The 26,820-nt window shown below is 36.5% G+C and carries 31 protein-coding genes; 8 read left to right on the top strand and 23 right to left on the bottom strand.

Translation table 11 applies throughout. The features are described 5' to 3' along the window. The first annotated feature begins 252 nt into the window (after window positions 1-252). Together BM207_RS19275 and BM207_RS19270 are read left to right on the top strand one after the other, a co-directional pair. Window positions 253-801: a LacI family DNA-binding transcriptional regulator gene (locus BM207_RS19275; protein ID WP_245768092.1), complete on the top strand. Its 549-nt coding sequence runs from the start codon at window positions 253-255 to the stop codon at window positions 799-801. A gap of 12 nt (window positions 802-813) precedes the next feature. Beyond that, window positions 814-1,155 (top strand): substrate-binding domain-containing protein, encoded by a 342-nt coding sequence (locus BM207_RS19270; protein ID WP_245768091.1) that lies wholly within the window; start codon window positions 814-816, stop codon window positions 1,153-1,155. A 135-nt stretch (window positions 1,156-1,290) separates the two neighbouring features. Here the strand turns inward: BM207_RS19270 and BM207_RS12195 are convergent, their stop codons facing one another. The 16 genes from BM207_RS12195 to BM207_RS12120 all read right to left on the bottom strand — a co-directional run bounded on the left by BM207_RS12195 (window position 1,291) and on the right by BM207_RS12120 (window position 12,774). Next, the gene (locus tag BM207_RS12195; RefSeq protein WP_090994355.1) at window positions 1,291-2,112 is read right to left on the bottom strand and encodes a metallophosphoesterase; all 822 of its coding nucleotides are present in this window, start codon (window positions 2,110-2,112) and stop codon (window positions 1,291-1,293) included. Window positions 2,113-2,367: 255 nt separating this feature from the next. Beyond that, the gene (locus BM207_RS12190; protein WP_090994353.1) at window positions 2,368-2,733 is read right to left on the bottom strand and encodes a DUF2200 domain-containing protein; all 366 of its coding nucleotides are present in this window, start codon (window positions 2,731-2,733) and stop codon (window positions 2,368-2,370) included. A gap of 2 nt (window positions 2,734-2,735) precedes the next feature. Next, the gene (locus tag BM207_RS12185) at window positions 2,736-3,122 is read right to left on the bottom strand and encodes a hypothetical protein (protein WP_090994351.1); all 387 of its coding nucleotides are present in this window, start codon (window positions 3,120-3,122) and stop codon (window positions 2,736-2,738) included. A gap of 89 nt (window positions 3,123-3,211) precedes the next feature. Beyond that, entirely contained in the window at window positions 3,212-3,784 is a 573-nt protein-coding gene (locus BM207_RS12180; RefSeq protein WP_090994349.1) for a dihydrofolate reductase family protein, read from the bottom strand. 363 nt (window positions 3,785-4,147) lie between these two features. Beyond that, window positions 4,148-4,729 carry a YdeI/OmpD-associated family protein gene (locus tag BM207_RS12175; protein WP_090994348.1) on the bottom strand — a complete coding sequence of 194 codons (582 nt, stop codon included), beginning with the start codon at window positions 4,727-4,729 and terminating at the stop codon, window positions 4,148-4,150. Further along, window positions 4,729-5,070: a hypothetical protein gene (locus BM207_RS12170; protein WP_090994346.1), complete on the bottom strand. Its 342-nt coding sequence runs from the start codon at window positions 5,068-5,070 to the stop codon at window positions 4,729-4,731. Before BM207_RS12170 ends, BM207_RS12175 begins: the two co-directional genes overlap by 1 nt. A 141-nt stretch (window positions 5,071-5,211) precedes the next feature. Next, window positions 5,212-5,784 (bottom strand): dihydrofolate reductase family protein, encoded by a 573-nt coding sequence (locus BM207_RS12165; protein WP_090994343.1) that lies wholly within the window; start codon window positions 5,782-5,784, stop codon window positions 5,212-5,214. Window positions 5,785-5,803: 19 nt separating this feature from the next. Then, window positions 5,804-6,043 (bottom strand): hypothetical protein, encoded by a 240-nt coding sequence (locus BM207_RS12160; RefSeq protein ID WP_090994341.1) that lies wholly within the window; start codon window positions 6,041-6,043, stop codon window positions 5,804-5,806. A gap of 28 nt (window positions 6,044-6,071) precedes the next feature. Further along, the gene (locus tag BM207_RS12155) at window positions 6,072-6,536 is read right to left on the bottom strand and encodes a DinB family protein (protein WP_090994339.1); all 465 of its coding nucleotides are present in this window, start codon (window positions 6,534-6,536) and stop codon (window positions 6,072-6,074) included. Between the two features lie 40 nt (window positions 6,537-6,576). Then, window positions 6,577-7,164 (bottom strand): hypothetical protein, encoded by a 588-nt coding sequence (locus BM207_RS12150; protein WP_143095952.1) that lies wholly within the window; start codon window positions 7,162-7,164, stop codon window positions 6,577-6,579. A 248-nt stretch (window positions 7,165-7,412) separates the two neighbouring features. Then, a complete protein-coding gene (locus BM207_RS12145; RefSeq protein ID WP_090994336.1) occupies window positions 7,413-9,257 on the bottom strand; it encodes a serine hydrolase in 1,845 nt (614 codons plus the stop codon). Window positions 9,258-9,312: 55 nt separating this feature from the next. Continuing rightward, window positions 9,313-9,822, bottom strand: coding sequence for a succinate dehydrogenase/fumarate reductase transmembrane subunit (locus tag BM207_RS12140; protein WP_218155052.1), 510 nt, complete (start codon window positions 9,820-9,822; stop codon window positions 9,313-9,315). Between the two features lie 171 nt (window positions 9,823-9,993). Then, complete coding sequence (locus BM207_RS12135) at window positions 9,994-10,560, bottom strand: hypothetical protein (RefSeq protein ID WP_090994331.1); 567 nt, start codon at window positions 10,558-10,560, stop codon at window positions 9,994-9,996. Window positions 10,561-10,634: 74 nt separating this feature from the next. Then, complete coding sequence (locus tag BM207_RS12130; protein WP_090994329.1) at window positions 10,635-11,207, bottom strand: Crp/Fnr family transcriptional regulator; 573 nt, start codon at window positions 11,205-11,207, stop codon at window positions 10,635-10,637. A 71-nt stretch (window positions 11,208-11,278) separates the two neighbouring features. Continuing rightward, window positions 11,279-12,046, bottom strand: a complete 768-nt coding sequence (locus tag BM207_RS12125) for a class I SAM-dependent methyltransferase (protein WP_090994327.1) — start codon at window positions 12,044-12,046, stop codon at window positions 11,279-11,281. A 374-nt stretch (window positions 12,047-12,420) separates the two neighbouring features. Beyond that, the gene (locus BM207_RS12120) at window positions 12,421-12,774 is read right to left on the bottom strand and encodes a hypothetical protein (protein ID WP_090994325.1); all 354 of its coding nucleotides are present in this window, start codon (window positions 12,772-12,774) and stop codon (window positions 12,421-12,423) included. Window positions 12,775-12,984: 210 nt separating this feature from the next. On the opposite strand from BM207_RS12120, the gene BM207_RS12115 reads away from it, so the two are divergent. Beyond that, a complete protein-coding gene (locus BM207_RS12115) occupies window positions 12,985-13,341 on the top strand; it encodes a single-stranded DNA-binding protein (RefSeq protein WP_090994324.1) in 357 nt (118 codons plus the stop codon). 83 nt (window positions 13,342-13,424) lie between these two features. Here BM207_RS12115 and BM207_RS12110 read toward each other — a convergent pair whose 3' ends face one another. Genes BM207_RS12110 through BM207_RS12090 form a run of 5 tightly spaced genes read right to left on the bottom strand, consistent with a single transcriptional unit; the run spans window position 13,425 to window position 19,637 of the window. Beyond that, entirely contained in the window at window positions 13,425-14,153 is a 729-nt protein-coding gene (locus tag BM207_RS12110) for an MIP/aquaporin family protein (protein ID WP_090994322.1), read from the bottom strand. 22 nt (window positions 14,154-14,175) lie between these two features. Next, window positions 14,176-15,669 (bottom strand): glycerol kinase GlpK, encoded by a 1,494-nt coding sequence (gene glpK / locus BM207_RS12105; protein WP_090994321.1) that lies wholly within the window; start codon window positions 15,667-15,669, stop codon window positions 14,176-14,178. A gap of 50 nt (window positions 15,670-15,719) precedes the next feature. Beyond that, window positions 15,720-17,777 carry a TonB-dependent receptor gene (locus tag BM207_RS12100; RefSeq protein WP_090994319.1) on the bottom strand — a complete coding sequence of 686 codons (2,058 nt, stop codon included), beginning with the start codon at window positions 17,775-17,777 and terminating at the stop codon, window positions 15,720-15,722. Continuing rightward, window positions 17,774-19,081 (bottom strand): PQQ-dependent sugar dehydrogenase, encoded by a 1,308-nt coding sequence (locus BM207_RS12095; protein ID WP_090994318.1) that lies wholly within the window; start codon window positions 19,079-19,081, stop codon window positions 17,774-17,776. The genes BM207_RS12100 and BM207_RS12095 overlap by 4 nt, the downstream gene beginning before the upstream one ends. Before the next feature lie 49 nt (window positions 19,082-19,130). Continuing rightward, window positions 19,131-19,637 carry a GNAT family N-acetyltransferase gene (locus BM207_RS12090; RefSeq protein WP_090994442.1) on the bottom strand — a complete coding sequence of 169 codons (507 nt, stop codon included), beginning with the start codon at window positions 19,635-19,637 and terminating at the stop codon, window positions 19,131-19,133. Window positions 19,638-19,740: 103 nt separating this feature from the next. Between BM207_RS12090 and BM207_RS12085 the strand changes: the two genes are divergently transcribed. Next, complete coding sequence (locus BM207_RS12085; protein WP_090994316.1) at window positions 19,741-21,960, top strand: NADP-dependent isocitrate dehydrogenase; 2,220 nt, start codon at window positions 19,741-19,743, stop codon at window positions 21,958-21,960. A gap of 110 nt (window positions 21,961-22,070) precedes the next feature. Further along, a complete protein-coding gene (locus BM207_RS12080) occupies window positions 22,071-22,484 on the top strand; it encodes a hypothetical protein (protein WP_090994315.1) in 414 nt (137 codons plus the stop codon). On the opposite strand, the gene BM207_RS12075 is transcribed toward BM207_RS12080, so the two are convergent. Then, window positions 22,474-24,312 (bottom strand): DNA polymerase III subunit gamma/tau, encoded by a 1,839-nt coding sequence (locus BM207_RS12075; protein ID WP_090994313.1) that lies wholly within the window; start codon window positions 24,310-24,312, stop codon window positions 22,474-22,476. The genes BM207_RS12080 and BM207_RS12075 overlap by 11 nt on opposite strands. Window positions 24,313-24,380: 68 nt before the next feature. Further along, a complete protein-coding gene (locus BM207_RS12070; protein ID WP_090994440.1) occupies window positions 24,381-25,253 on the bottom strand; it encodes an AraC family transcriptional regulator in 873 nt (290 codons plus the stop codon). A 167-nt stretch (window positions 25,254-25,420) separates the two neighbouring features. Here BM207_RS12070 and BM207_RS12065 point away from each other — a divergent pair, with 167 nt between their 5' ends. The 3 genes from BM207_RS12065 (at window position 25,421) to rpsR (ending at window position 26,811) form a co-directional block, all read left to right on the top strand. Continuing rightward, the gene (locus BM207_RS12065; RefSeq protein WP_090994312.1) at window positions 25,421-26,011 is read left to right on the top strand and encodes a DUF3244 domain-containing protein; all 591 of its coding nucleotides are present in this window, start codon (window positions 25,421-25,423) and stop codon (window positions 26,009-26,011) included. A gap of 174 nt (window positions 26,012-26,185) precedes the next feature. Continuing rightward, window positions 26,186-26,548, top strand: coding sequence for a 30S ribosomal protein S6 (gene rpsF / locus BM207_RS12060; RefSeq protein WP_090994310.1), 363 nt, complete (start codon window positions 26,186-26,188; stop codon window positions 26,546-26,548). Continuing rightward, window positions 26,548-26,811: a 30S ribosomal protein S18 gene (rpsR, locus tag BM207_RS12055; protein WP_090994309.1), complete on the top strand. Its 264-nt coding sequence runs from the start codon at window positions 26,548-26,550 to the stop codon at window positions 26,809-26,811. Before rpsF ends, rpsR begins: the two co-directional genes overlap by 1 nt. Window positions 26,812-26,820: the final 9 nt, after the last annotated feature.

Here is a 26,820-nt window from a genome sequence, read left to right as displayed (position 1 = left end):
ATTTTGAAGTTTTTTTAACATACTTGACCTATAATGGCTTAGGTTTATTTACGAAACCGTTTTCGTTATAAAACCGTTTTTTAACAAGAAATTTTGTATGTTGTATCCAAAAGCACGAATAGCATTGATTTTAGCCAAATGAAGAGTATCAATATTAAGGAACTTGCTGCTGAGCTGAATCTTTCTGTTTCAACTGTTTCAAAGGCTTTAAACGACAGTTAGGAAATAAGTGAAGAAACCAAGCGTCGCGTATTGGAAACAGCAACAAGGCTCAACTATGTTCCCAATCCTTATGCCAGCAGTTTGCGTGGCAGGAAAAGTAAAAATATTGGCGTAGTTATTCCCGAGGTGGCAGATAGCTTTTTTTCCTTAGCGATTAATGGTATTGAATCGGTAGCTAAAGAGAAGGGCTACCATGTATTGATTTGCTTAACGCATGAAAGTTTTGAAAATGAACAAACGATCTTAAAGGAATTTCAAGGAGGAAGAGTAGACGGTGTACTTTTATCAGTATCGAGAGAAACCTCACAGTGCGATCATATTAATGACTTGATTTCGAACGGCTTGCCGCTCGTCTTTTTTGATAGAGCTTGCGATGAAGTTGACACGGCGAAAATCATTACAGATGATTTTGAGAGCGGTTATAAAGCAACTGCACACCTCATACAAGAAAATTGTGATCAGATAGCTTTTTTGAGCATTTCAAGCAGCTTATCGATCAGCAATAAGAGATTGGAAGGCTATTTACAGGCGTTGAGTGATTATAAAATAAGCGTAAACACGAAGCAAGTTGTTCAGTGAACCAATGATGCAGTGCAAAATCATCTTTTAATTAAAAAGCTACTTCAGCAAAAAAATAGGCCAAATGGTATTGTAGCATCGGTTAAAAAATTAACAACCCCTATTTACATGGCTTGTGAGGCATTAAAATTAAAGATGCCGGGCGATGTGAAAGTTGTTTGCTTTTCTAACCTCGAAATGGCAGATATGCTTAATCCATCTCTCACTACCATTACGCAGCCTGCTTTTGAGATGGGAAAGGCGGCAGCCACTTTATTGTTTAAAGCACTCGAGAAAAGAAATTTTAGTTTAATAAAAGAAGATTATATGATTCCTTCCACACTAGTGGTAAGAGGATCAAGCGGATGGCGATAATAGTCCTTTCATTTTAATAAGGAAAATTTAATTTCCAAGTCAGTTAGCCACGTTTTTCGTTTAGAAACTTCACCCTCATTTAAAAGAATTGTCTTTGCAGAGATTTCGTGTCGTCATTTGGTTGTATGATTTAGCTTATGAGAGATTAAAAATTGCTATTTCTGCCCTTGCGCCGAATCTTATGGGCAAGATACTCGTTCCAATTCCTTTGGAGACATACACTTTGTGGATACCTTCATTATACCATCCCTTTACATAATTTCCACTGCCTTGTGGTAAAAAAGGGGCATAACCGAATAAATTAATTTGTCCCCCATGCGTATGGCCGGCAAGTATAAAATCTACAGGGATATTTTTATCAATTTGGGTAGAGATTTGATTACAATATTGTGGACAATGATTTAGAATGATATGATGATCGCTAGCTTGATAATTTCCGACAGCGGTATGAATATCAGCGTTGCCACCTAAAAAGTCATCAATCCCGGTAATAGAAATTGTTTTGTTCCTAAAAGTATATTGAGCAGTTTGATTGATCAGTAATTCGCAGTTATTAACTTTATATATTTTAGTTAATTCAGTTAAATCCACTTGCCCCCAGTACTCCCAATTACCCAAAATGGCTACTTTTTTGATCTCATGATCAATCAATTTTAGAAAATCATTGAGCACTGGAATATTTGTTGCCTTGTCTATTGCATCTCCAGTGATTAGAATCAAGTCGGGCTTTAGCGTATTTAGCTTTTTTGTTAATTGAGTTAACTGATAATTTAAAGATTGGAGATGCATGTCCGATATTTGAACAACCCGTATGTTCTTAGATTCTTTTGTAGCTGAAGCTACATAAAATTCTTTCGTTTCAATAAAAAATTTTTCAATCCAAAAACCATTAGTTAAGACTAAGCCGCTTGTTAATAATAGTCCAGATTGAATAAATTTCCGTCTTGATATGCGCATGTTATACTAATCCTTTAATCTTTCAGTTTTTCTACTGTCGTAGATCCCAACCGCATAGGATATTAATAGCGGTATAGATGACAATGTTCCAAACAGCTAAGCCTGTAAAATGCTTTAAGAAATATTATGATCCAAGCCTCCAAGCTGCTACAATAGTCAAAAACCATAAATTCATCCTATTCGCTGTTTCCAATGAAAAGTAAACCCTAACTCCGCTCATTGATAGGAAGATTACTTTAAGCCCCATCAGCAATGCTAGGCTTTTCGTAAAATCTTTTCCATCTTACGCCCTTTGGCTAACTCATCTATGATCTTATCTAAATATCGAGCCTGTTTTGTTAAAGGATTCTCGATATCTTCTATTCGATAGCCGCAAATTAGGCCTGTGATGAGATGTGCATTGGGGTTTAGTGAAGCCTGCTGAAAAAAAGTTTCAAAGGTTACCTTTTTGTCAATAAGTTCTTGCAGTTTTTTTTCGTCATAGCCAGTTAACCACTCAATGACTTGATGTAACTCAGCTATCGTTCTGCCTTTCCGCTCCACCTTGGTCACATAATGCGGATATACCGAGGCGAATGTCATCTTCGCGATCCGTTGGTTGTGTTCGTCCGTGACTTTCATAATTAAGTTTGTTTTCTTTTATTTAATAAATATAGCATTGCCGATGAAACAATACACATTACTATGGCGCTTATGATAAGTGAATTTTCTTTTTGGAAGATTCCTATTATTAGATCACCCACAAACATCACCAAAAAGAAAACATACGCAGTGGTTAGCATGGCGATTGATTTTTTATAGGTTGCAAAGGCAAAAATAAAACCTAACGCAAATTGTCGGGCAGCCCACATACGAATAACGTATTCAACTCCCTTTGCGCTAAGGTCAACCGTTGCTACAACCGACTCTGGTTCGATACATAAAGCAATGCTTACCATAACTTCAAGTAGTGCAAAAAGTCCAGATACGATCAGTATCCATGTTGACAAAGATTTTTGAGTTTCGTTCATGATTTTAAATTTATTTAGTTGGTAATATAAATTTACAATTCATCTTCATACTTTTCTCGATAATATTTTAAAAGGTCAGCTGTCTAAATTTATTTTTTTACTTTAAAAAAAAGATGTGTTGCGCCTTTTGTTTCTATTGCATTGAATTTTATTAAATTAGGTGGTGGTGCCGCCAACGTTCCAAAGAGCGATGCTCCCTTGCCCAACAACACAGGCGCTATCTGAATATGTATTTCATCGAGCAAATTTTGCGAAAGAAATTGTTGGGCAACATTTGCACCACCCATCACTAAAATATTTTTACTATTTGCCGCAGTTTTTGCTTTGTGTAGCGCGTTTGTAATTCCTTCTTTAACAAAAGTAAATCCTGCTACTTCCATTATTGGGGCTGCATTCACCAACACAAAAGCCGGAAATGGAAAGGGGGATTTTCCATCCCAAGCTTTCCTAATTGCAGTATTATATGTTCTACTTCCAAGTATAACGGCACCAGTGTTTTCAAAGCGTTCGGAAACAATTCGTTTGTCGGTATCGGTGCTATCGCTGAATAGCCATTTATGAAGTAATTCTCCGTTTTCTCCAAGGGGAGTATCTTCTGAAATGCTGTGCCCAGCCGTGAATCCATCTAAGGACATAGAGATGCTTAAAATTATTTTCGCCATAAGTTAGTCGTGTTTAATTTCGTTCATTATATCAAATTTTAAGATACAAATGTCGACTGGTTTTATTGCCATAAAATCCGTTACTTGCTATCTTTTTATGCACCAATTGTGCCAGTTTCCACATCGCCAGCTCTCTACCGGAGTTGGTTCGCTGGTAGAGCGTTAGCCACCCACCATATCAAAATCTCCAGAGGGGTCTTCATCTGGGCTACCTGGAGCCTGCATCGTTCCATCTAAGGAAGTCATTGTTAATGCGATTATTTTTCTCTTGATCGTTTGATTTAGAAATTTTCTAAGACACCTGGTTTAAATACGAATATCGTTAGAAAAGTTTTTTTAAGCCGGGAGAAATAACTTTATCCTTTATGTTATATGTTTTGGTTTTTTTTGTTGATTTGCGAGTTCTATCACTTCCGCTATGCGTTTTATCCGTGTTTCTGGCCGTTTAGCGAGAACAAGCCACTGTAAAATAGCTTTCTTACTGGATTTGCTTAGCTGCAAAAAAAAATCTTTTGCCCTTGAATTATCGTTAAACGCTAATTCAAGATCTGCGGGGATAACTAAGTCTTCCACACTATCTAAAATATTCCACGAACCATTTTGTTTGGCGACTTCAATAGTTTTAAAACCGGCGTCTGCCATAAGTCCATCGGCTATCAACTGCTCTACTTTGGTTTTGTTTATTTTAGACCACGTGCTGTTTGGTTTTCGTTTACTAAAAAACTGATGTGATTTTTGTTCGTCTATTTTGATTTTCTTACTGTCTATCCAACCAAAACAAAGGGCAACATCTACGGATTCGCTCCAGGTGATAGACGCTTTCTCTGCTGCTTTTTTGTAAAAAACTACCCATACAGCCTGTTTAGAAAGGTGGTTTTTTGCTAACCATTTTCGCCATGCCGAAACGCTTTCCGGATAAAATATTTCTACGTCTTGCTTTTGCATTATAGAACGCTCAATAAGGATTTTCCGCTAAACTTTAAGCCATTTCCCTCAATATTGAAATTATTGTCAGTGATTGAACTTATCATCTTACCATTTTCACCCTTTGAATTGAAGTATTGCATATTAGCCTTGTCTAATGCGCTATCTAATTTGATCATTTCAAAGGTTTGGCTGCTTTCGACCCCCATTTTCACATCTGCCTTATGCAAAATAAAATGTCCATCAAGTGTTAATTCGTAACTGTCAATACCTGTTAGATTTAGGTTTCCATGTTCCGATTTAATACTGCCTGAGGTGGTCCAAACACCTAAAAGACGTTTAAAATTGCTGTTCTTTATCATTTTCTAAATCTTTATAAACTGCAGGGTCTTTTTCTCAACCATTACTGAGACAATGAAATCAAATCCTCATTTCATTTTTTTGCTTCAATTATCGTTATTACTTAAAGCTAACATTCCAGATCATCCCCTTAGTAAACGCTGCTATTGCTTGTTTACTATATAATCCAATTCAGTTACTCCACAAGAGAATTGATGTGTATTTAATAAGGTAAGCTTTGTTTTATCTTTGATGTCTTTAAATAGTGGAATTCCTTGCCCAAGAATAACTGGATTAACAAACAGCCAGTAACCATCAATTAGGTTTTGTTGAATAAGTGAGTGTGTGGCTATTGGGCTGCCGAATAATAAAATATCTCCGCCTTCAGTTTGCTTTAACTCATTTATTTCATTTGAAAGGTTATCGCTGATGATTTTTGTATTAGTTAACGCTGTTTCTTTCAACGTTTTTGACAAAACAACTTTGTGAACTTGGGCGTACCATTTTGAGTGTTCGATGTCATGTTTGGTAGCTGTTGGACTGTCGGCTGCGGTTGGCCAGTAACTTTCCATCATCTCATAAGTTATGCGTCCATATAATGCTGTGTTGCCTTTGTTGATTCGTGTGCCCACATAATCAAAAATTTCTTGATCAACTTTAATCCAATCCATTTCTCCATTTGGCCCCGCAACAAAACCGTCGAGCGATAGGTGCATAAATGATATTATTTTCCTCATAGGATGCTATTTACAGTGTTTATTTCAAATTTCGAGATTTTAATTCATTTTCAAGTTCTTTATTGTCTTTCTTCCTTTTTAAAAAGATAAATACGAAGAATAGCGGGAAAAATGTAAAGAATCCCGCACCATGTTTTATGGTACTGTAGCAAGCGATCCCTACAAATGTGCCAATTAAAGTTGCATTGATTAAATCATTAGTTTTTACTTTTTTATGTTCGCTTAGTAGTTCTTCGTCACTTAATTTTTTGTAGTCCATTTGTTTTTGTTTAATTCATTTTAAGCTTTTATCTCATTATATCCGTATCGACAGGAATATATCCAAGATGTCTACTTAGGGATAAAATTTGTCCTTTATGATGGTATTCATGTGTAATAACATGTGAAAAAAGCTTGAAAGGCTCTACCATTTTTTTCATTCCATTAATTTTACACTCGATTTCACTGTTCGGTGTTTCTATTGTTTCTAGAAATTCGGACATAAAATTATCTACATGTTTAAATAATTCAATAATATCTAGAATATTTTCATTTGCCCCATATTCAGCATACATGACATTTTTTTTTAAAGCGGTGTTTGCGATCCAAAATTCATAGGTATTTGCAATATGGACCAGTAAATTCCTCAAGCTACCACCTCTACCAAAAGACGAATTTTCATTCACAAAGTCTTGCGGCGCAATTGTTTTACAATATTCAAAAAGAATATCTCTGGACTCTTTAACGAATTGATATTGCTTTAATTCATACATATTAACGCTTAAGTATCTTTCAAATTTTCATTTACTGTTTTCATAAGTTCTGCATGAAGTTTACTAAAAGATTAAAATGGCACCCCATATTAGGTTTTCGTTTTTTGTCCGGGTAAAATATTGGCTGTGTCATTTTAGGAATCTTTAAATCTCCACTTAGGTTGGGCAATACTTTTTTCATCGACGAAATATCTTTGCCAGAAGTGTCTACGAAATACCAGTTTTTACCCTTATTAATTGAAATTGCTATGAGTGTTGATTGGGTTGTCAACCTTCCATTTGGAACTTTCATTTCAATTGTCTGTGGTACTGTAAATTGAAGCTCATTTCCGACAGCAATTATTTTGGACGGGTCTCCAAAGGTTACGTCAACGAATGTCGTCCCTTCTGATTGCATAGCTATTGACCCCTTTTCCATTATTTCAACCATTTTCTGCTTTCCCCCCATCATGTCGATAATACTGGGATATGTGTATCTACAAAATGAATTAAAATCCTTTTTAAGTAAAAGATGTCCCATTATTCCTGCTTGCTCTTTAATTGTGGTTGAGTAGTCCACTGTTTTTGTTTGCCCTTTACAAACTCCCAAAAACAGTAAAAAAAGGAACATTGCCGCTATTTGTTTCATGGATAATTGCATTAAAGATTGTCAACGCTTAAATCTGAACATACAAATACGTCGAGCACAATTATCTACTAATATGGTTTTTTTCCTAATATTTTCCAAATAGGTTGCACCCCAATTGCAGAAGGTTTTGTCCTTTGAACGAAAAAGACCAACTCCTTTATTGGCATTATTATGTGAGTTTAGGAAATCATCTTCGCCTTTTTCTAAAATTGTATTTTGAACAAACTGGTTGTATGTGTCAAAGATTTTTATTCACTAGTAAAAGTAAAAAAAGGCTTTATGTTTATAGGTTTTTCCAACATTGGGGTTTTGTACATCGTCGCTCTTCCGCCTATTATATTATTTCCCTTTATTTCAATGTTTAGATAATAAATACCTTGATTGCTAATGAGTGAGTAAATGTTTTCACTTACATGGATAAGAGCATACACGATGTCGTTTGCTAAAGTTATTTTGCCGATGCCTTTTTCAAAATCAAGCTTACCTTTAATTTCCGTTTCTTTACCTTTTTGCATAATTTTAGCTTTAATTCGATAATTTCCGCTAAGCTTAGAGCTATTTTTTATCTTTTTAAGAAAAGGTAATGCTAACATATGGGCTGTTTCTTCTATTGAGCTTACCCAGTCAGTGTTTGTTATGACAGAGATGGCAATATCGTCATCAGGGAAATAACTAATGATCGACCTTGTCCCTTCTGTAACACCAGCATGTTCAATTACATTTCTTTCTTCCATATCAGCACCTATCCGCCAGCCTATACCAACATTTGTTTTTTCACCTGACAACAAAGTCTGGCTTTGAAACATCTTTTTCACAGTGTTATTGGTTAAATAACCGTTAGCATATGCTTTTGTCATATTTACTAGATCGGTTGGTGTGGTTACAAATCCACCTGCCGCCCAAATAGAGCTCACGTCTCTTGGATTTTTTATAACGACATAATTGTCACTTTTTTTCTCGTAATAGTTAGTCAAATTCGGCATCACTCGATATTTTCCCATATCTGGCTCTGTGCTTTTCATCCCCATTGGATTAAAAACTTTGTCTTGCAAGTAGTCTAAAAAATTTATACCAGAAGCACCTTCCATTGCAGCCGATAATAATACAAATCCTGCGGAGGAATAGCTGTATTTTGTTTGTGGTTTAAAAAGTAGCTTATGATGCGAAAATACTGTCAATGCATCTTTAGTACTCACATAGAACCTGTTTTCAAGTTTGTCACTGCCTAAATAATGTGGCATTCCTGAAATATTACCTGCAAGTTGTTTCAGGGTAATCGGGTATTCTTTAAAAGGATAAGATGGAACATATTTTTGAACCTCTGCATCGATATCAATAACCCCCTCTTGCATCATTACTGCTAAACCTGTTACTGCAATAGCCTTAGAAGTTGACGCTGCTCGAAATTGCGTATTTGATGTTATTGGTATTTTTCTTTTCGTATCAGAATAGCCAAAGCCTTCAGCAAAGATAATCTCGTTCTTTTTACGAATGGCGATAGACAAACCTGGTAATTTAGCAACATTTAGGAGTTCGTTTGCCATTTTTCTCACCAAGTTAGATGCTTCTACATTTGCATTATTTGTAATTTCAAATTCAGGTTTATACATTTCAAGCTCCATGGAAAAAATAACACTGGCTATTTTCCATTCTCCACTCTCTTTAATTAAATGCCAAAACTCTTTTCCCCAATTTCCTTTTTTCTCATTTACCCAAAAACTATAATCAAAAGTAACAGATGCTATATTGCCATCTTCGATTATTTGAATGTTTGTAAAATCTTCTCTTCGGGGTTCTACTTTTGATGTTATATTTCTAAACCATGTTTTGTAATCAGAAATCTTATAATTTAATGCTGAACTATCTTTTTTCTGTCTTTGAATTTGAGTAACTTCCGCGTAAACGCCTACCCAAGTTACTGGCCCTTTATGAAACAAGTTGTACATCTTAACGCTATCTTTAGTTTCTATACACTGCATAAATTCAGTCAAAACAGTATTAATTTTGTCTTTTTCTGAACTCGATGTTGATTGGCAAAATGCAAAATTCGCAAAAAAGGAATGGATGATTATTAATATGGTAACTCTTTTCATGATTATTTGTGTTTTTATAAGTTTTTTGAGTTGGTTTAGTGCAATAGTTTATTGTTCAATACTTTCCAATAAGTACTTCGTAGTCTTTGGGTATTTTTACGCCTTTAAACTGGTTTGTCAGTCCGTAAAATATTGTAACTGTCAACATTAGCCCGAAAATTAAAATTGCTTTTGCTTGCTGGTTTGGTGTCAGATTTAGCCAATTCGACTTTATTTTCTTGTTGTGAATTGCCGCAACGTGTCCAAAAAAAGATAAAATGGCAAGTCCATAATATGGAATAAAAAACAAGTTTAAAGGAAATGAATTTAGTCCCGCAACACCGAAATAAAAATTTGTGTCAAGCTGTAAAAAGAGTCTTCCTCCCAAGACGGCACTTAAATGTATAATTAAAAAGATTGCCAAGTAAAGTCCAGTCCAAATTTGCAGTTTGTCAAATTTAGAGTCTGCTATTTTTCGATTACTTCTAAAGAGTTTTAGCCCTGAAATAATTTGCACAATTACCACAAGTAATAAAATTGTCTCCGCAAAAATGTTGCGATAGAAATGGCGTAAAGTTTTCATCACTTCGATATGTTTATCAGCACCGAAAATGCTACAGAAATGATTGAATAGATGTAGTCCAATGAAAATCGTTATTGTCAGTCCTGAGATGTAATGTATCTTTTTTATGCTCATATTTCTATTTTGGTTTGCGTTATTTAAAATAATGTCAGAAAGGGATGAAAGCTTCGCTAATTAGCAACAAGTTATTTTACTTCTTAAATTATTCCAATATTCCTTAGTTATATTTATGCTCGTATAAATATGTAATAAAGCCAAAATAATTGCTCCTGGCAAAAGGTTTAAAGCAATAAATTGGAACAGTCCAAAGTTTTTCAGGTGGGAAAGGGTTTGAATTACCTCAATCCCGTTTTCTGTAAATGTTAATTTTATAGCAAAAAAAACAGCAATTGAAGCGAAGTGAAAGCCATTAACAAACAAATGTAAAATGTATTCCCATCTTGGAAGTCCACCCATAAAAATTCTGCTATCTTTTTCTAAGTAAGCATCTGTGCCAAGAACAACAATGTCGGTAACTACAAATAAAACACCTAAATAAAAACTTGTCGGGCAATTTTGAGTAATGAATAAAAAATACACAATCAGAGGAAATAAAATTGCCCGAATCGTATGCGTTAAATGTTCAAATTTACTTTCCTTATGATTGAAAAGTTGGTACTTGAAAATATGAAGGTAGAAACCATCAATTACTGCTAATAAAGCAAATGCTAAGAGTAAAATTGTTAAGATTAAAAATCCCATATGGTAAGAAATTAAAACTTTATTCAAATCTCGGCACTTAGCTTATTGTCGTAAAGGACAAATGTCCTCAAATGTTATTTGGAAATTTGTTGGCGTATTCTTGATAATGTTCTTCTTGTAACGCCTAAATAAGAAGCAATGTCTTCAACTGGCGCTTTTTTAATTACATTTGGTTGTTCTCGTAACAGTCGTAAATATTTTTCTTTTGCAGTTTCATTATTCATCACAGAAGCATATTTTTCCATTACAATATATTCTTGTTCTGCCACTGTTCTACCAATGTTTTGCCATGTTGGACTTGATTTGTACAGCTTTTGAAGGTTGTTATAATCAATAACTAAAAGTTCTGTGTATTCAATTGCTTGAATAAACAAATTTGAAGGTTGCTGTAAAATGAAACTTTTATAGGAAGTTGTAAAGTTGTTTTCAATACAAAAGCAAGAGGTCGTTTCTTGCGCTTTGTCGTTGATATAAAAAGTTCGTAAAGTTCCTTTCATAATAAAAGCTGCATATTGGCAAACTTTGCCTGACTTCACAAAAAAATCGCCCTTTTGTAAGTTCTTTTCCGTAAAAAAACTAAGCGTATCTGCAAGCTCATGGTCTGTAATGGCTGCAATATTTTTTAGAAATTGTTTGAATTTATCCACTGTGCTGTGCTGAAATTATTTGCCGAAGTTAATTGCTTTCTGTTTGTTTGTTTTTTTGACGTTTTTTAGTTTTATTCAATAGAATTCTCTTTTTTCTTAATAGCTCTGATACAGAGAAATGCAGGAAATTCATTAAGTTCTTTATAATGTCGTGGATCTAACTGCTCAAACTCCTTTGTTGGTTTTGGTTCTACTAATTTGTCAATGTAAAAACCATTGTCTGTTAATGGGGATATGCACTCGCCTAAAGATCTTCTAAAACTGTTAACTTCAATTGGTTGTCCAAAGCCTTTCCAGGTGCATTTCACGTGCTCAATGTCAAAATATTTGTTTGATTTGAAAAAAATATAGTCATTAAAAGGATGCTCAATTGATATTACCAGGGTGCCACTATTTTTTAAAACTCTATAAAATTCTTTTATGGTAAAAGTCCAATCTTCAATATATTGAAGTGCTAATGCGCAAAGAACTATGTCGCAAGAATTATCTTCTACCATAGAAAAATGGTTTGAAAAATCGTGAACAAAAAACTCACCTTTACTATTGTTTCTTTTAATTGCTAACGCTATCATTTTAGGGCTAATGTCAAAACCTTTAACAGTCGCTCCTTTACTAATTAAAATTTCAGCATATTTTCCTGGACCGCAAGCTGCGTCAAGGATTGTTTTCCCTTTTACATCTGGTGGTAATAATTGAAGTGTATTGGGTCTGTCATAATATGCGTTGTGAGGCTTATGGTCAATAAGTTCATTGTACTTGTCGGCCATTAGTTCATAAGCTGAAATTATTTTTTCTTTAATCATTTTGTTTTTTATAAAATGTCTTTTTAAACTTTCCATCACATTGATGGCTTAGTGAAGTTGATGATTCTGTTAGATTTTTGGGCAACGCGAAAGGTTTAAAACCCTTGTTAGGTGCAGATTTATTAATTCCTTGCAAAATCCAGCGACCTTAGGATGTTTCCTTGCCATTCGCGGTATTTTTATTTTGTTTTAATTTCTGTTTTATATTTCGTTAATCGTCCAAATAAAACAATTGGAGCAATAAGTGTCGGCAGCCAGCTAAACGGTAAATTGTCAATCATTTATTATTTGTTGAATGTACATAAAACGTTTGGTAGCTTGATGTCGTGTGGCAAATCAAAAAACTGTACCCGAATTTAAGTGTATCACCCCCGCATGACGCCAAACCGCTGTTCGCGGTTTGTTGCTTTTCATTTCTCCTCCTGTTTTACCACTAGCAACTCATTGTCTTTTAGTATTAAGTATCCAAATTCATAACAAAAGAAATAAGTGTCGCCTCTTTTATTAAGGTAAGTATGTGTACGGAAATTGAAATTGAAACCTTTGATTAAGAGCTTATCGCGGTTTACTCTGATTTTACCATTGGGTATGGTTTCTTTCAATATACTTCTATTCTTTTTGAGAATTTGATTAACCTGATTAACAAAACCATGGTCTCTGGCATTTAATCGATGGTGGTGACTACTGCGACATTGATCATCGCAGAACTTTTTATCAGCCCTACCTTGCAGCAGGGAATTGCAGTCTAAACAAAAACGTTCCATAATTATGAGTTTTTAATTATGGGATGATTACCCTAAGCTACAAAAAATAATTAGATAAACAGGAAATAATGCAGTTTTTCATTTATTCGTTATTAAACGGATGTATATGTTTATCATACGAATAACTCATTTTTTAAGCACCACCTTTGTTTTGTCGGCGGTCGGAGGGCAGCTGGTCGTTAATAGTTAGAAACTTTAATCTTTAAGAGAATGAGCAATTTAAAAAACAGCGTACACCTAACAGGATTTGCAGGTAGTGATTTAGTCGTAACACCTTTTGAAAACAACAAAAAAGTTGCCAGGGTAAGTGTTGCCATTAATGAATACTACAAGAACAAAAATGGAGAGGAAAGCAAGCAAACACAATGGTTTAATTTAGTGTTCTGGAATGGAAAGGCTGATGATGCCGTGAAGTTGATTAAAAAGGGTTCAGAAATTGCTATTGTTGGTAAGTTAGCTAGTCAAACCTATACCTCTAAAGAAGGCTTAAAGCGCTTTATAACCGAGATTGTAGTGAACGAGGTTGAGTTGGTGGTGAGAACTGTTGCAGCGGTAGCTGAAGATTGATTGCTTAGTGCGACGAAAATGCCAGCTGTTGGTTGCTGGCATTTTCAATTATTTCTAAAATAGGATACTTGTGGCGTTTACAATTACTTCAACTGTAAATACAACAACGCAGCCATACTAGCGCCAATTATCGGTCCTAAAATGGGCACCCAAGCATAACTCCAATCAGTTGCACCTTTATTTTTAATCGGTAAAACTGCATGCATAATTCGAGGCCCTAAGTCCCTTACAGGGTTAATTGCATAGCCTGTCGTTCCACCTAAAGCCAAACCAATTACCCAAACTAAAAAAGCTACTGGAATAGCGCCTACTGCCCCTAATCCAATTGGTGTTTTTGGTTCGCTTAATTCCGCGCCAGTAATATAAAAAATACTAAAAATTAATACAAAAGTGCCAATAATCTCACTTACTAAATTAGCTGATAGGTTACGAATAGCAGGTGATGTTGCAAATGGTGCAGCAATCAAACCTTTATCGGTCGTTTTATCAAAGTGATCTTTATAAAATACCCATACTAAGGTAGAACCTAACATAGCACCCACCAACTGCGCGCCACAATAAGCAGGTACTTCTGCCCAAGCAAATTTGCCACTAATGGCTAAACCCACGCTAACAGCAGGATTAAGATGTGCACCACTGTATGGCCCAGCAATAGTTACACCTATAAACACTGCTAAGGCCCAGGCAGTAGTAATTACCATCCAACCACTGTTATTCCCTTTGGTCTCGTTTAATACAACATTGGCCACAACCCCGCCCCCTAAAAGGATCAGGACAGCCGTGCCAATTAATTCCGCAATATAAGGTGTCATTTTTTACGATTTAAATGTTAATTTAAGAATTACTCCAACTTTGGGTCGCATACACAGCCCTTTTCCATTCAGCAAATCCTTTCTCGGTTTCTACCGATTGTGCTACTGGGTTAAACTCTTTGTCGCTTTCCCACAACTGTTGGATTTCTGCAATATCTTTCCAATAACCAGTAGCTAAACCCGCTAAATAAGCTGCGCCCAAAGCTGTTGTTTCCACTACTTTAGGTTTAATTACTTTACAGTTTAACAAATTAGCTTGAAACTGCATCAGAATATTGTTGGCTGTCGCACCGCCATCTACCCTAAGTTCCTGGATTTTTACACCTGCATCAGCTTCCATGGCTTTTAATACATCGGCAGTTTGATAAGCTATAGATTCAATAGCCGCACGAGCAATGTGACTTGCGGTAGTGCCCCTACTTAAACCAACAATTGTTCCTCGCGCATTCGAATCCCAATAAGGAGCACCCAGACCGGCAAACGCGGGTACAAAATATACGCCACCGGTATCTTCAACTTTTAGCGCTAACTCTTCAATATCCGCTGCGGTTTTGATAATCCCCAAACCATCTCTTAACCATTGTACCACTGCGCCAGCAATAAAAATACTGCCTTCTAAAGCATATTCTGTTACACCATTTACCTGCCAGGCCACAGTGGTTAACAGATTATTTTTAGAAAGCTTAGGCGTTTTGCCAATGTTCATCAACATAAAGCAACCAGTACCATAGGTGTTTTTTACCATCCCTGTCTTGGTGCACATTTGCCCAAATAAAGCAGCTTGTTGATCGCCGGCAATGCCAGCTATAGGTATTGGATGGGCAAAGAGGGTAGATTTGGTTTCACCATATACCTCACTCGATTGCTTAACCGAAGGTAGCATGCTTTTTGGAATGGTAAATAATTCCAGTAATTCATCATCCCAAGCCATGGTATGAATGTTAAAAAGTAGCGTACGAGACGCATTGGTCACATCGGTAACGTGCAATTCACCCTTGGTAAAGTTCCAGATGAGCCAAGTATCAACGGTTCCGCAAATTAAATTTCCAGCCTCGGCCTCCGCTCTTGCATTGGGTACGTTGTCCAACATCCACTTTATTTTGGTAGCAGAGAAATAGGCATCGATAATTAAACCTGTTTTGCTACTAATCAACTCTTCTTTTCCAGCCTGCTTTAATTCATCGCAAAAGGTAGCAGTTCTTCTATCTTGCCAAACAATGGCATTGTAAATGGGTTTACCAGTATTTTTGTCCCAAACAATTACCGTTTCTCGCTGATTGGTAATTCCCATTGCAGCAATATTTTTTCCATTAATTCCGGCCTTTACCGTAGCCTCTGCAGCAACACTGGCCTGCGACGACCAGATCTCTAAAGCGTCGTGCTCTACCCAGCCAGACTGAGGAAAAATCTGTGTGAATTCTTTCTGTGCAACGGCTATAACTTCACCTTTTTTATTGAAAATAATGGCTCTTGAACTTGTAGTTCCTTGATCGAGGGACAGGATATACTGCGACATATTTGGTTTTAATAAAATTAGAATTGAAGATAACTATTTTAACAAGAAAATCAGAATTTTAGTAAGAAACCAAAATAGTAGTTAACTTTCGCTGCTGGGTTAAAATATCGACTACCTACCGCATTGAGATCATTGCCCAAACTATAAGTTGCATTAAAAAGGTTATTTACACCAGAGAATAATTCCGCCTCAACTTTTCCCAACACCAAATTTCTCAACCCTGCTTTAAGCTCTGTTAAATGATAAGCTTTGGCTTCTGCTGTATTCGCGTCATTTAGGGGGATAGCCGCAACATAATTATGTTGAGCAAAAAGAAAAAAGCCTTTATTAAATGTAAATTCTGCACTATTTGCCACCGTATGTGCTGGTACGCCAGTTAACTTATGGCCGTTATAATTGTTATTGGCATTCGTAAAGTTTTGAAACCTAAAATGGCTATAAGTATAATTGTTTCTCAGTTGTAAGCTGGTCAAAAAGTGCGCTTTCCGATGCGGAACCAGCCATCCACTAGCCTCAATTTCTAAACCTTTTTGTTTAGTGCCGCCAGCATTGATAAAGTATTCGGTATCATTTTCATTTAACCTTCTTACAATGGCGTCTTTTAAATGGTAAGAAAATGCATTTACATTAACATAGATCCGGTTATCCGATGTCTTTAACCTAAGGCCCAACTCATAGTTCCAACCGTATTCTGCTTGTAAGTTGGTATTGATCACATTGTCTGACGATCTTACTTCGGCAATGGTAGGAGGGGAATAGCCTTTACTTACTGTACTTCTTACAGATAATATGGAATTTATCAAATAAGATAAAGCTATTTTAGGCATGAGCTGATTGGTGAACTTTTCCTGCTTTCGCGCCAAAGCAGTGGGGAAATAGCTTTGATAGCGATAATTATAAAAGTTTAAACTGGCACCCAATTCTATTAATAAGCGTTGATGGAGATCAAGATCGAGCTTTAAAAAGGCAAAGGTTTGATTTGCCGTTAAATCGTCTTTGGCCTGTAACAAACCAGCACTCCCACTATTATTGTTAAAATTGTTAATCTCACTGCCCGAAGAGGCGGCTTCTAAACCAACTTGTGTGCTTACTCTTAAATTTGTTCTGTTGAATGAAAGATCCAGAAAGGTTCTTGAGCCCAGATTATATTCATATCGTTCTTCGTAATTGGTAATGAAAGGGTTTTTAAAATCAGTAGAAGACCCAAAGATTGCAATCACATGCTTAAGATTAGCATTAAATGCATATGAATGGGATAGGCCACCAAAAATAGTTTGATTATAGATGGCAGCTTTTTGAGTAACTGCGCCTGGTAAAGTAGGAGTGGCCGGTCTCGCCATTTTTGGATCTTGCAACAATTGGGCACCTGTTAAACCGCCGGGCGTTTGATAAGATAGATCGCTCATAAAAAGCAGGGCTTTGAGTTGAGCTTTTGGCGCATAATCCCAAAGTTGTGTAGTTTGGATAAAATTTCTTTTAAGCGCACTATTTACCCGATAACCGTCGCTTTTTTGGTAACCTTGAATCAAGTTGAAACGGTAGTTTTTGTAAGTGTGGGTTATACTTGCATGTTGCTTAAATAAACCATACGAGCCTAAAAACGCGCCTAGTTCGATGGTGTTTTTATCGAGCGCTGTTGTATTGATCAATACTGCCCCACCAGTATTTGCTCCAAAAATACTTGCTTCGGGGCCTTTGTATACTTCCATCGCAGCCACGCTTTTTACATCGAGTAAATTTAGATAAGTGTTACCACCGGCATCCGTTAGCGGAAAGTCATCTACGTAAACTTTTATGTTCCTAACGCCAAATGGCGAGCGCAATAAACTTCCCCGGATAGAGAACCGGTAGCTGCCTGGCGATCGTTCTTCCATCCTTACACCGGCGATTGAATTGGCCAGGCCGACGAAAGAGGCTGAATTTTGATTATTAAATTGAGCGGAGTCGATTAAACTAACGGCACTAACGGCTCTTAATAAAGGCTGGCGATTATAATAGCCTTTGACTGTGATCTCATTTAATTTTTTTACCGTATCTGCATTACTTTGGGCAAAACAGCCGAAAAGTGATAGGGAAAATAAGAAGGTTAAACTCGATTTTAAAATCATTTGGCAGCAACTCTCCAAATAATGCCGCTAACGTCATCGGCCACAAGTAATGCGCCATCTTGTGCTACTGCTACTCCAACAGGCTTACCGTAAACTTCCTTATCATTTATCACAAAGCCAGTTAAAAAGTCTTCAAGTGGCCCTGTTGGTTTGCCGTTTTTAAAAGGGATAAAGGCTACTTTGTACCCAACAAGCTCTGAACGGTTCCAAGAACCATGTTGACCAATAAATGCACCGCCTTGATATTTGGCAGGGAATTTTTTATCCGTGTAAAAAGCTAGTCCCAACGAAGCAGTATGGGCACCCACAGGAATATCTGGTACAATAGCTTTTGCCACTAATTCGGGATTCTGGCCTTTTAATCTAGGGTCTTCATTTTGCCCAAAATAAGAAAAAGGCCAGCCATAAAAGGCACCTGGTTTTACACTGGTAATATAATCGGGAACAAGGTCGTCGCCTAAGCCATCTCGTTCATTAACTGCTGTCCACAGCACATTTGTGCCCGGAGCCCAGGCCATACCCACAGGATTGCGTAACCCACTGCCATAAATTCTTTCGCCAGAACCATCTGGGTTAAATTCTATGATATTCGCTCTTCTTATTTCGTTTTCTAATCCTTTTTCTGCCACATTACTTCCTGAACCTACTGAAACATAAATTTTGGTTTTAGCAGGGTTCACAATCAAGTTCCTGGTCCAATGGTTATTGTATCCCCCAGCAGGCAAGTCTAAAATCTTTTGCCCTTCGCCGGTAATTTGTGTGTCGCCCGCTTTATAAGGATATTTCCATACGCCATCTGTATTGGCAACATAAAATGAATTATCTATAAATGCTGCACCATAAGGTTGGTTTAAACCGGTTAAAAATGTTGATACAACTTCAGGTTTTCCATCCTTATTAGCGTCTCTGAATAACATTACTGTGTTTACACTTTTGCCTTGTACCTCAGATTGCGCTTTTCCAGTAATAATATTTGAAGCCTGCTCAATTTTAGTTCTTTGCGAATTAGACAACACCACAATAACATCGCCATTTGGTGCAATTACAATATTTCTGGGACTTTTCATCCCTTCCGCAAACTTAGTAACCGTAAAGCCTGGAGGAGCAGTAGGTGTTTTTCCCTCTGGCCAGGCCACTACTTTACTGAAATTTATTTTGCTAGCTTTGGTATCTGCCTCTGGTAAGGTAATCGTTTTTCCGGCACCGGTTTTAACCGTTTTTGCAGGGGTAGTCTGGCCGCAAGCACTAGTACCAAATAACAATGTTGCAGATAGCAGTGATAGCCTAAAAAAATGAGTTTTCATATCGTAAATTTAGCTAATAAACAGAAATTTAGCTAAGTTGTTTATAGATTTATCGCAGTATTAATCTCCAATTAAACAAATTATCATCTTCACCTACTTTTTCAAAGTTATTTTTTACCAGTATACTATAAGATGCTGGATTGTCTTTCGCTGTTTGTGCAAATATAGACTTCACGTTATTTTGTGTTTTTGTCCATTGAATAAGGCATGCAACTGCTTCGGTCATATATCCTTTTCCCCGGAAATCTTCATAGGTCCCATACCCAATTTCTACCTCTCCTTGATTGTCAGGTTCCCCTACAAAACAAATATCCCCTATCATTTTATTTTCTATTTTTAAGATAATGCCCCACAAAGTAGAAAATAAATGATTTTTTAACGGGTCGGCAACATTGGGCAAAATGGTTTCTTCAAGTGCCTCCCTTAATTCTGGAGAAATAATTTTTCGACTAGGATTTAATTTTAGTGCCGTCTCTAATGAATTATCATTTTTAATATACATGATTAACTGATCATGAGAGAGCGGTTTTAAAATCAGGTGTTCGCTTGATATCATAAGGTTCTTTTTTAAGCCGATTTCTTGGCGAAAATACAAATCAATGGCTTTAAATTCATTGGTTTCTTTTATCTTTAGAGAATTTTAAGAAACACAATAAATTATGTCCAATACTTCGAAAATAATCTACACCAAAACAGATGAGGCGCCAATGTTGGCTACATATTCACTACTACCTATCGTTCAAGCTTTTACAGCTTCAGCCGGAATTGATGTAGAAACCAGAGATATTTCGTTGGCAGGAAGGATTTTAGCGAACTTTCCAGAATATTTAAAAGACGATCAAAAAATAGGAGATGCCTTGACTGAACTTGGTCAGCTCGCTACCACACCAGAGGCCAATATCATTAAACTCCCAAATATATCTGCATCAATCCCTCAGTTGATAGGAGCTATTACCGAATTGCAATCACAAGGATATGCATTGCCAAATTATCCTGAAAATGCACAAACGGAAGAGGAAAAAGGCATTAAAGCTAAATACGGTAAAGTATTAGGTTCTGCAGTTAACCCGGTTTTACGTGAAGGTAATTCTGATCGTAGAGCACCTAAAGCGGTTAAAAATTATGCAAAAGTTAACCCACATTCAATGGGAGCCTGGTCGGCAGACTCGAAAACCAGGGTTGCAAGTATGACGGAGGGCGATTTTTATGGTTCTGAGAAATCGGTAACAATTAACGTAGCTTCACAGTTTAAAATAGAATTTGTTGATGCTAATGGCGCAATAACTGAATTAAAAGGCTTAGCTAATTTAAAGGCAGGTGAAGTAATCGATTGCTCGGCAATGAGCCTTTCGGCACTAAAAGCATTTGTTGCTAAAGCAATTACCGAAGCTAAAGAAGCAGGTGTATTATTGTCGGCGCATTTAAAAGCAACCATGATGAAGGTTTCCGATCCCATTATTTTTGGTGCAATTGTAGAGGTTTATTTTGCTGAGGTATTCACTAAATATGCTGAGCTATTTAAAGAACTTAATGTTGATACAAGCAATGGTTTAGGTGATGTTTATGCGAAAATTACTGGACACCCGCAACAAGCAGAAGTTGAAGCGGCATTAGCTGCGGCGATAGCAAACGGCCCGGCCTTGGCAATGGTAAATTCTGATAAAGGTATTACCAACTTACATGTTCCTTCAGATGTAATTGTTGATGCTTCAATGCCTGCCATGATCCGTACTTCGGGCCAAATGTGGAACAAAGAGGGGAAAGCGCAAGATACAATCGCTTTAATTCCAGATCGTTGTTATGCAGGTGTTTATACAGCAACAATTAACGATTGTAAAACCAATGGAGCATTTGATGTAACCACAATGGGCTCAGTTCCAAATGTAGGTCTAATGGCGCAAAAGGCCGAAGAATATGGTTCTCACGATAAAACTTTTCAGGCTAAAGCAATGGGAACAATCCGTGTAACAGATGCAGCTGGTAAAGTTTACTTTGATCAACAGGTAGAAAAGGGCGATATTTTTAGAATGTGCCAAACTAAAGATGCACCTATCCAAGATTGGGTAAAACTAGCGGTTAACAGAGCACGTTTATCAGCTACACCTGCGGTTTTTTGGTTGGATGAAAACAGAGCACATGACCGTGAGATTATTGCTAAAGTGAAAACTTATCTGACTGATTTTGACACCAATGGTTTGGATATCCGTATCCTAGCGCCCGTTGAAGCCACCAAATTTACATTGGAGCGCATCCGCAAAGGCCTAGATACTATTTCGGTTACTGGCAACGTATTGCGTGATTATTTAACAGATTTATTCCCGATTTTAGAGCTGGGTACGTCGGCCAAAATGTTATCGATTGTGCCATTAATGAATGGCGGTGGTTTATTTGAAACTGGAGCTGGAGGTTCGGCACCCAAACATATTGAACAATTTATTCAAGAAGGCTATTTGCGATGGGATTCATTAGGTGAGTTCTTAGCTTTGGGCGCTTCGTTAGAGCATTTAGGGCAAACTCAACATAACGAGAAAGCGTTGGTGTTAGCTGAAACTTTGGATGTTGCTACAGAGAAGTTTTTAGCCAATGATAAATCGCCAGCACGTAAAGTTGGACAGATTGATAATAGGGGCTCACATTTTTATTTAGCTTTTTATTGGGCTGAAGCTTTAGCTGCGCAATCGAAAGATGCCGATTTACAAGCCAGGTTTACGCCATTAGCGAAAGCACTTGCTGAGCATGAAAGTAAAATTGCTGCGGAGTTAATAGGAGCTCAAGGTAAGCCGCAAAATATTGGTGGTTATTATCGTCCCAATGATGAGTTAGCTTATCAGGCGATGCGCCCTAGTGAAACATTTAATACTGCTTTAGCAGCGCTGTAACAAGTTTTTATGTTTTTTAAGCCCATCTGGGTTACAGATGGGCTTTTTGTCTAAAACAATTATTCTATTATTCCTGTTGTTCCCATATAAATTTCCTAAATTTAATTATCATGGATACAACATCAAACCACAATCCGTCTAACGATAAATTGCACCCTACCGATTTAGGTGAGACAAAAGATTTTAATGATTTATCATTCGATAAAGAAAAACAAAGCTACGAGCTCGATGTAAAAGGCAACGATAAGGATTACGATCACCCCATGCCTTATGAAACTGTTGCTACAGGATCTGTGGATGATGATTCAACTTATGATGAAGCTAATCCGTATGTAGGGGACGAATACGCATCAGATGTGGAGAAAGCAAAAGATAAACTTGATGAGTTGGGGATGCATATCGATGATGATGGAGATAGCGTAATGGTAAGTCCTGAAGATGAAATTTTAGGAAGAACTGAAGAAGATTATAGAGATGATCTTGATGAAGAGGGCTATCCTAAGAACGATCTACCTACGGGTTGATATCCAAGTTAAAGCGGCGCCTCATTTCTTCTAACTGAGGATTCTTATCAACCATATAGGTATACTTATCTTTATTGGTGTAAATGCGTTTTTTCTGGGTGTTTTCGGCTCTTCTGGAAACAATTTGTAAATCAAAATTGCGGAGTGCAGAGCGTAAGAAATTTAACAGCTCGATTTTCTCATCCTGAAGGGTGCTTTCTAAAGCTAAGTTTTCTACCAATACAGTAATTTCGGTTCCATTGATCAACGGATCGTTATTCATTAATGTAAAAAGATGGATTTTATCTTGATCCTTAGCTTTTTGGGTATATGCTTTCCAAAGCTCCAAAAACTGCTCGGTGGTGAAATCTTGCTTTTCGTCCCCATTTAGGTATTGGGGACCTTTTTCTTCTTCGCCATTCGCCACTCTTTCCAAATCAGTTAAGGACGGAATTAGGGAAGCTCCTGTGTGTGCACCCAAGGGCTGTATTTTAATCGATCTGCTGGTAGGCAGTTGTGGCTTTGGTCGAGGGGTAGGAACTTCGATAGGAAGCTCAACGTTTAAGTGGTCTGGAAGATCTTGTAAATCCTCTTTGGCAAGGAAATCCTTTAAGTCGTCAATTGTTGCGGTTTCAGGTTTTCGCCCTTCAGGCTCGGCTTCTTTGGTCTCAACTTTATTAACTAAAGTTTTTTTTTTATCCTGATCTGTGTCAGTTGCTTTTAGAGTGGACGAAGGTGATTGTGCCAGTTGAATAACGGAATGGATGTGGCACATTTTAATGAGCGACAACTCTACCTGTAAGCGTTGATTTTTGCTGTTCTTATAAATTAAATCACATTGATTTGCCAGGCTTAAAGCGGTTAATATAAAACCGAGATCGGACTGTTTACTTTGTGCAAGATATTTTTGCTTAATATTCTCGCTTACTTCAAGCAACTCAATGGTTTGCGGATCCTTGCCTACTAATAAGTTTCTGAGGTGACTGGCTAGCCCATTGATAAAGTTATTTCCATCAAAACCATTGTTTAGTATTTCGTTAAACAATAATAAAGATTGGCTCACATCTCCACTTGCTAAATAATCTACCAGTTTGAAATAATAATCATAATCTAAAATATTAAGGTTATCAATTACTGATTTATAAGTTAAATTTTTGTTGGTATAACTTACAATCTGATCAAACATAGAAAGTGCATCGCGCAAACCACCATCTGCTTTTTGCGCAATGATATGTAAGCCATCTGTTTCAACACTAATACTTTCGCGAATGGCAATTTTATTTAAATGCCCAGCAATGTCCTCGACTTGAATTCTATTGAAATCAAAAATCTGACAACGGGATAAAATAGTTGGCAAAATTTTATGTTTCTCCGTAGTGGCTAAAATAAAGATGGCATAACTAGGCGGTTCTTCTAAAGTTTTTAAAAAAGCATTAAAAGCATTTGCCGAAAGCATGTGAACCTCATCAATAATATAAATCTTATATTTTCCTGCTTGAGGCGGGATACGTACCTGTTCAATTAAACTCCTGATATCGTCTACTGAATTATTAGAAGCCGCATCAAGCTCATGGAAATTAAAAGAGTGACCCGTTTGAAATGAGATGCATGATTCGCAAGTACTACAAGCTTCCATGTCGGCCGTAAGCGCAGTACAATTAATGGTTTTAGCCAAAATACGTGCACAAGTAGTTTTGCCTACTCCTCTGGGGCCACAAAATAAAAAAGCTTGGGCTAATTGATTGTTCTTGATGGCGTTTTTTAACGTGCCGGTAATATGCTGTTGACCAACTACAGTTTCAAATGTAGCCGGACGATATTTACGTGCCGAAACGATAAAGTTTTCCATCGCAGCGAAAATAGGAAAATTTTAATTGTTGTAAGGTTGGAAAATTGGAATGTTGAAAAGTTGTATGGCTATTTTATAACAGACTTGAGTTCTTTTCGATATTGTGAAGCGCTTTTGCCAGTAAATTCTTTAAATAGTTTATTAAAGTGGCTGAAGTTTTTAAAACCACTTTCGTAGCTAATATTAGCGATGCTGGTTGGTTTTTCTGCCAATAGTTTTGAAGCGTGTACCACCCTGTACTCATTTACAAATCGGGTAAATGTTTTTTTGGTAATCTTTTTAAAGTATCTGCAAAAAGAAGGGACTGTCATACTCGACATTTCTGCAATGTGCTCCAGACTAATTTCTTCAGCAAAATGATCTTTCACATAATTAAAAATCATATTAATCCGATCGTTATCCTGAAGTTGCATTTCCATAGAAAAGCCAGCAGCATTTAAGGTGATATAATCATCAGATCCTTCTAACTCTTTTAAAATGCTCAATAGGGTTAAAAGTCTTTCAAAAGGTTGCTGTTCCTCCATCAGTTCAATCCGGTAACCTACTGCAGCTTTTATTTTACTGCCAAATGCAATGCCGCCTTTTGCCTTGTCGAACAGTTCAAAAATCGACTTTGTTTCTTGAAGTTGAAAAAAGCTTTTTCCTAAAAAATCAGCTTTCAGTTGAATAACTGTTTCATTTTTATTCCCGGTATTACTATCAGTAAACCCACAATGGGGTAAATTGCTGCCGATTAATATTAGATCCCCATCTGTATAATAAGAAATGTGGCTACCAATTTGTCGTTTTCCAGCACCACCATTTACAAAAACAATTTCAATTTCGGGGTGATAATGCCAAACATGCGCTTTGTTATTAGCATTTTCGATATATTTTGAATAGTAAAAGGAGCTTCCGAAAGAGGGTTCGACGATTTCGAAGCTAGGTTTAATTTTCTTCATTGCCATAAAAATACAAAATATTTATGCTTTTTTAGCCTATTTAATGTGTATTATCTTTTTCAGGGTTAATATAGCATATAAATTAGCAAATATTCAATAAAAATAGACTTTAAATCACCCGTATTTTTGGGTATTACTATTTATTAACTCTTTAAATCCAGGCACATATGAAAAATTTCTTAAAAATCGGTTTCCTAGCGACAGCATTATTTACCTCTTTAGGAGCTATTGCAAATGAAGATTCGTTTGTAGTTAAAACTAACAACGAGGACGAAAAATCAATTGTTTTCTTGGTTAATGAAGCACAAAACATCAAATTATCTATTGTGGCTCAAGATGATGAAATTGTTTATGAGCAAAACATCCATACTACAAAGGCAGAAAAGAAAGTATATAATTTAAATGCTTTTCCTGATGGAAATTATACACTTAAATTAGAATCTGCGTTGAAGTTAACTTCTTACCAAATTCTAATCGAAAACGGTAAAGCTATTTTGTCTAGCCCAACTATTAAAACGTTCTTTAAACCGGTTATTGTTAGGGAAAAAGGCATGTTGATTTTAGATTTAAAAACGCCAATTGAAGGCGCGGTAGATATCGTTGTTTTAAATGAGTACAATGATGAACTATTCAAAAAGGAGTTTTTACAGGCGAAATCTATTCATAAATTTGATGTGACTAATACTAATGCAAGAGAACTTACTTTTGTTGTTAAGCATAAAGATCAAGAGTATATCGAGACAATTCGTCTCTATTAATTATTACATAGGTTCTATATAGATAGGATAGAGGTTGACCGAATGAATGGTCAACCTTTTTTATGATCAAATGGGCAGGCTCATTAACACTTTGATTTTTAAAAATATATCACTACATTTGCAACCCGTTTTAGTGACGGAATTAAAATATTAAACAACAATTAAATAACAAAGATGAATCAGTACGAAACTGTTATCGTTCTTACCCCATTGTTATCAGAAGATGTTGCGAAAGAGGCATTAGCTAAATTCAAAAGCATTATTACTGATAGCGGAGCCGAAATTGTCGCAGAAGACAATTGGGGTCTGAGAAAATTAGCGTATCCGATTGAAAAAAAAGCAAGCGGATTTTTCCACCTTACAGAGTATAAATCTGACGGGGAATTTATTAACAAGTTTGAATTAGCGTTAAAACGTGATGAGCGTGTTTTACGTTTCTTAACTGTAAGATTAGATCGTCATGCGATTGCTTATAGCGAGAAAAAACGTAGTGGAGCTTTCAACAAAAAACCTAAGAAAGAGGAGGCTGGAGCATAATGGCAAAGGATCAAATACAATATGTTACCGCTCCAAAAGTGGACGATAACAGAAAAAAATATTGTCGTTTTAGAAAAAATGGTATTAAATATATCGATTATAAAGACGCAAACTTCTTATTGAAATTCATCAATGATCAAGGTAAAATTTTACCTCGTCGTTTAACTGGTACTTCATTAAAGTTTCAACGTAAAATAGCTCAAGCTGTTAAACGTGCTCGTCATATCGGTTTATTACCTTTCGTAACTGACCAATTAAAATAAGCGCAGAGA

It is taken from the genome of Pedobacter insulae (assembly GCF_900113525.1).
Lineage (GTDB): Bacteria > Bacteroidota > Bacteroidia > Sphingobacteriales > Sphingobacteriaceae > Pedobacter > Pedobacter insulae.
Note: the sequence above shows the minus strand (reverse complement) of the source record. Positions and strands in the feature narration are given on the sequence as shown.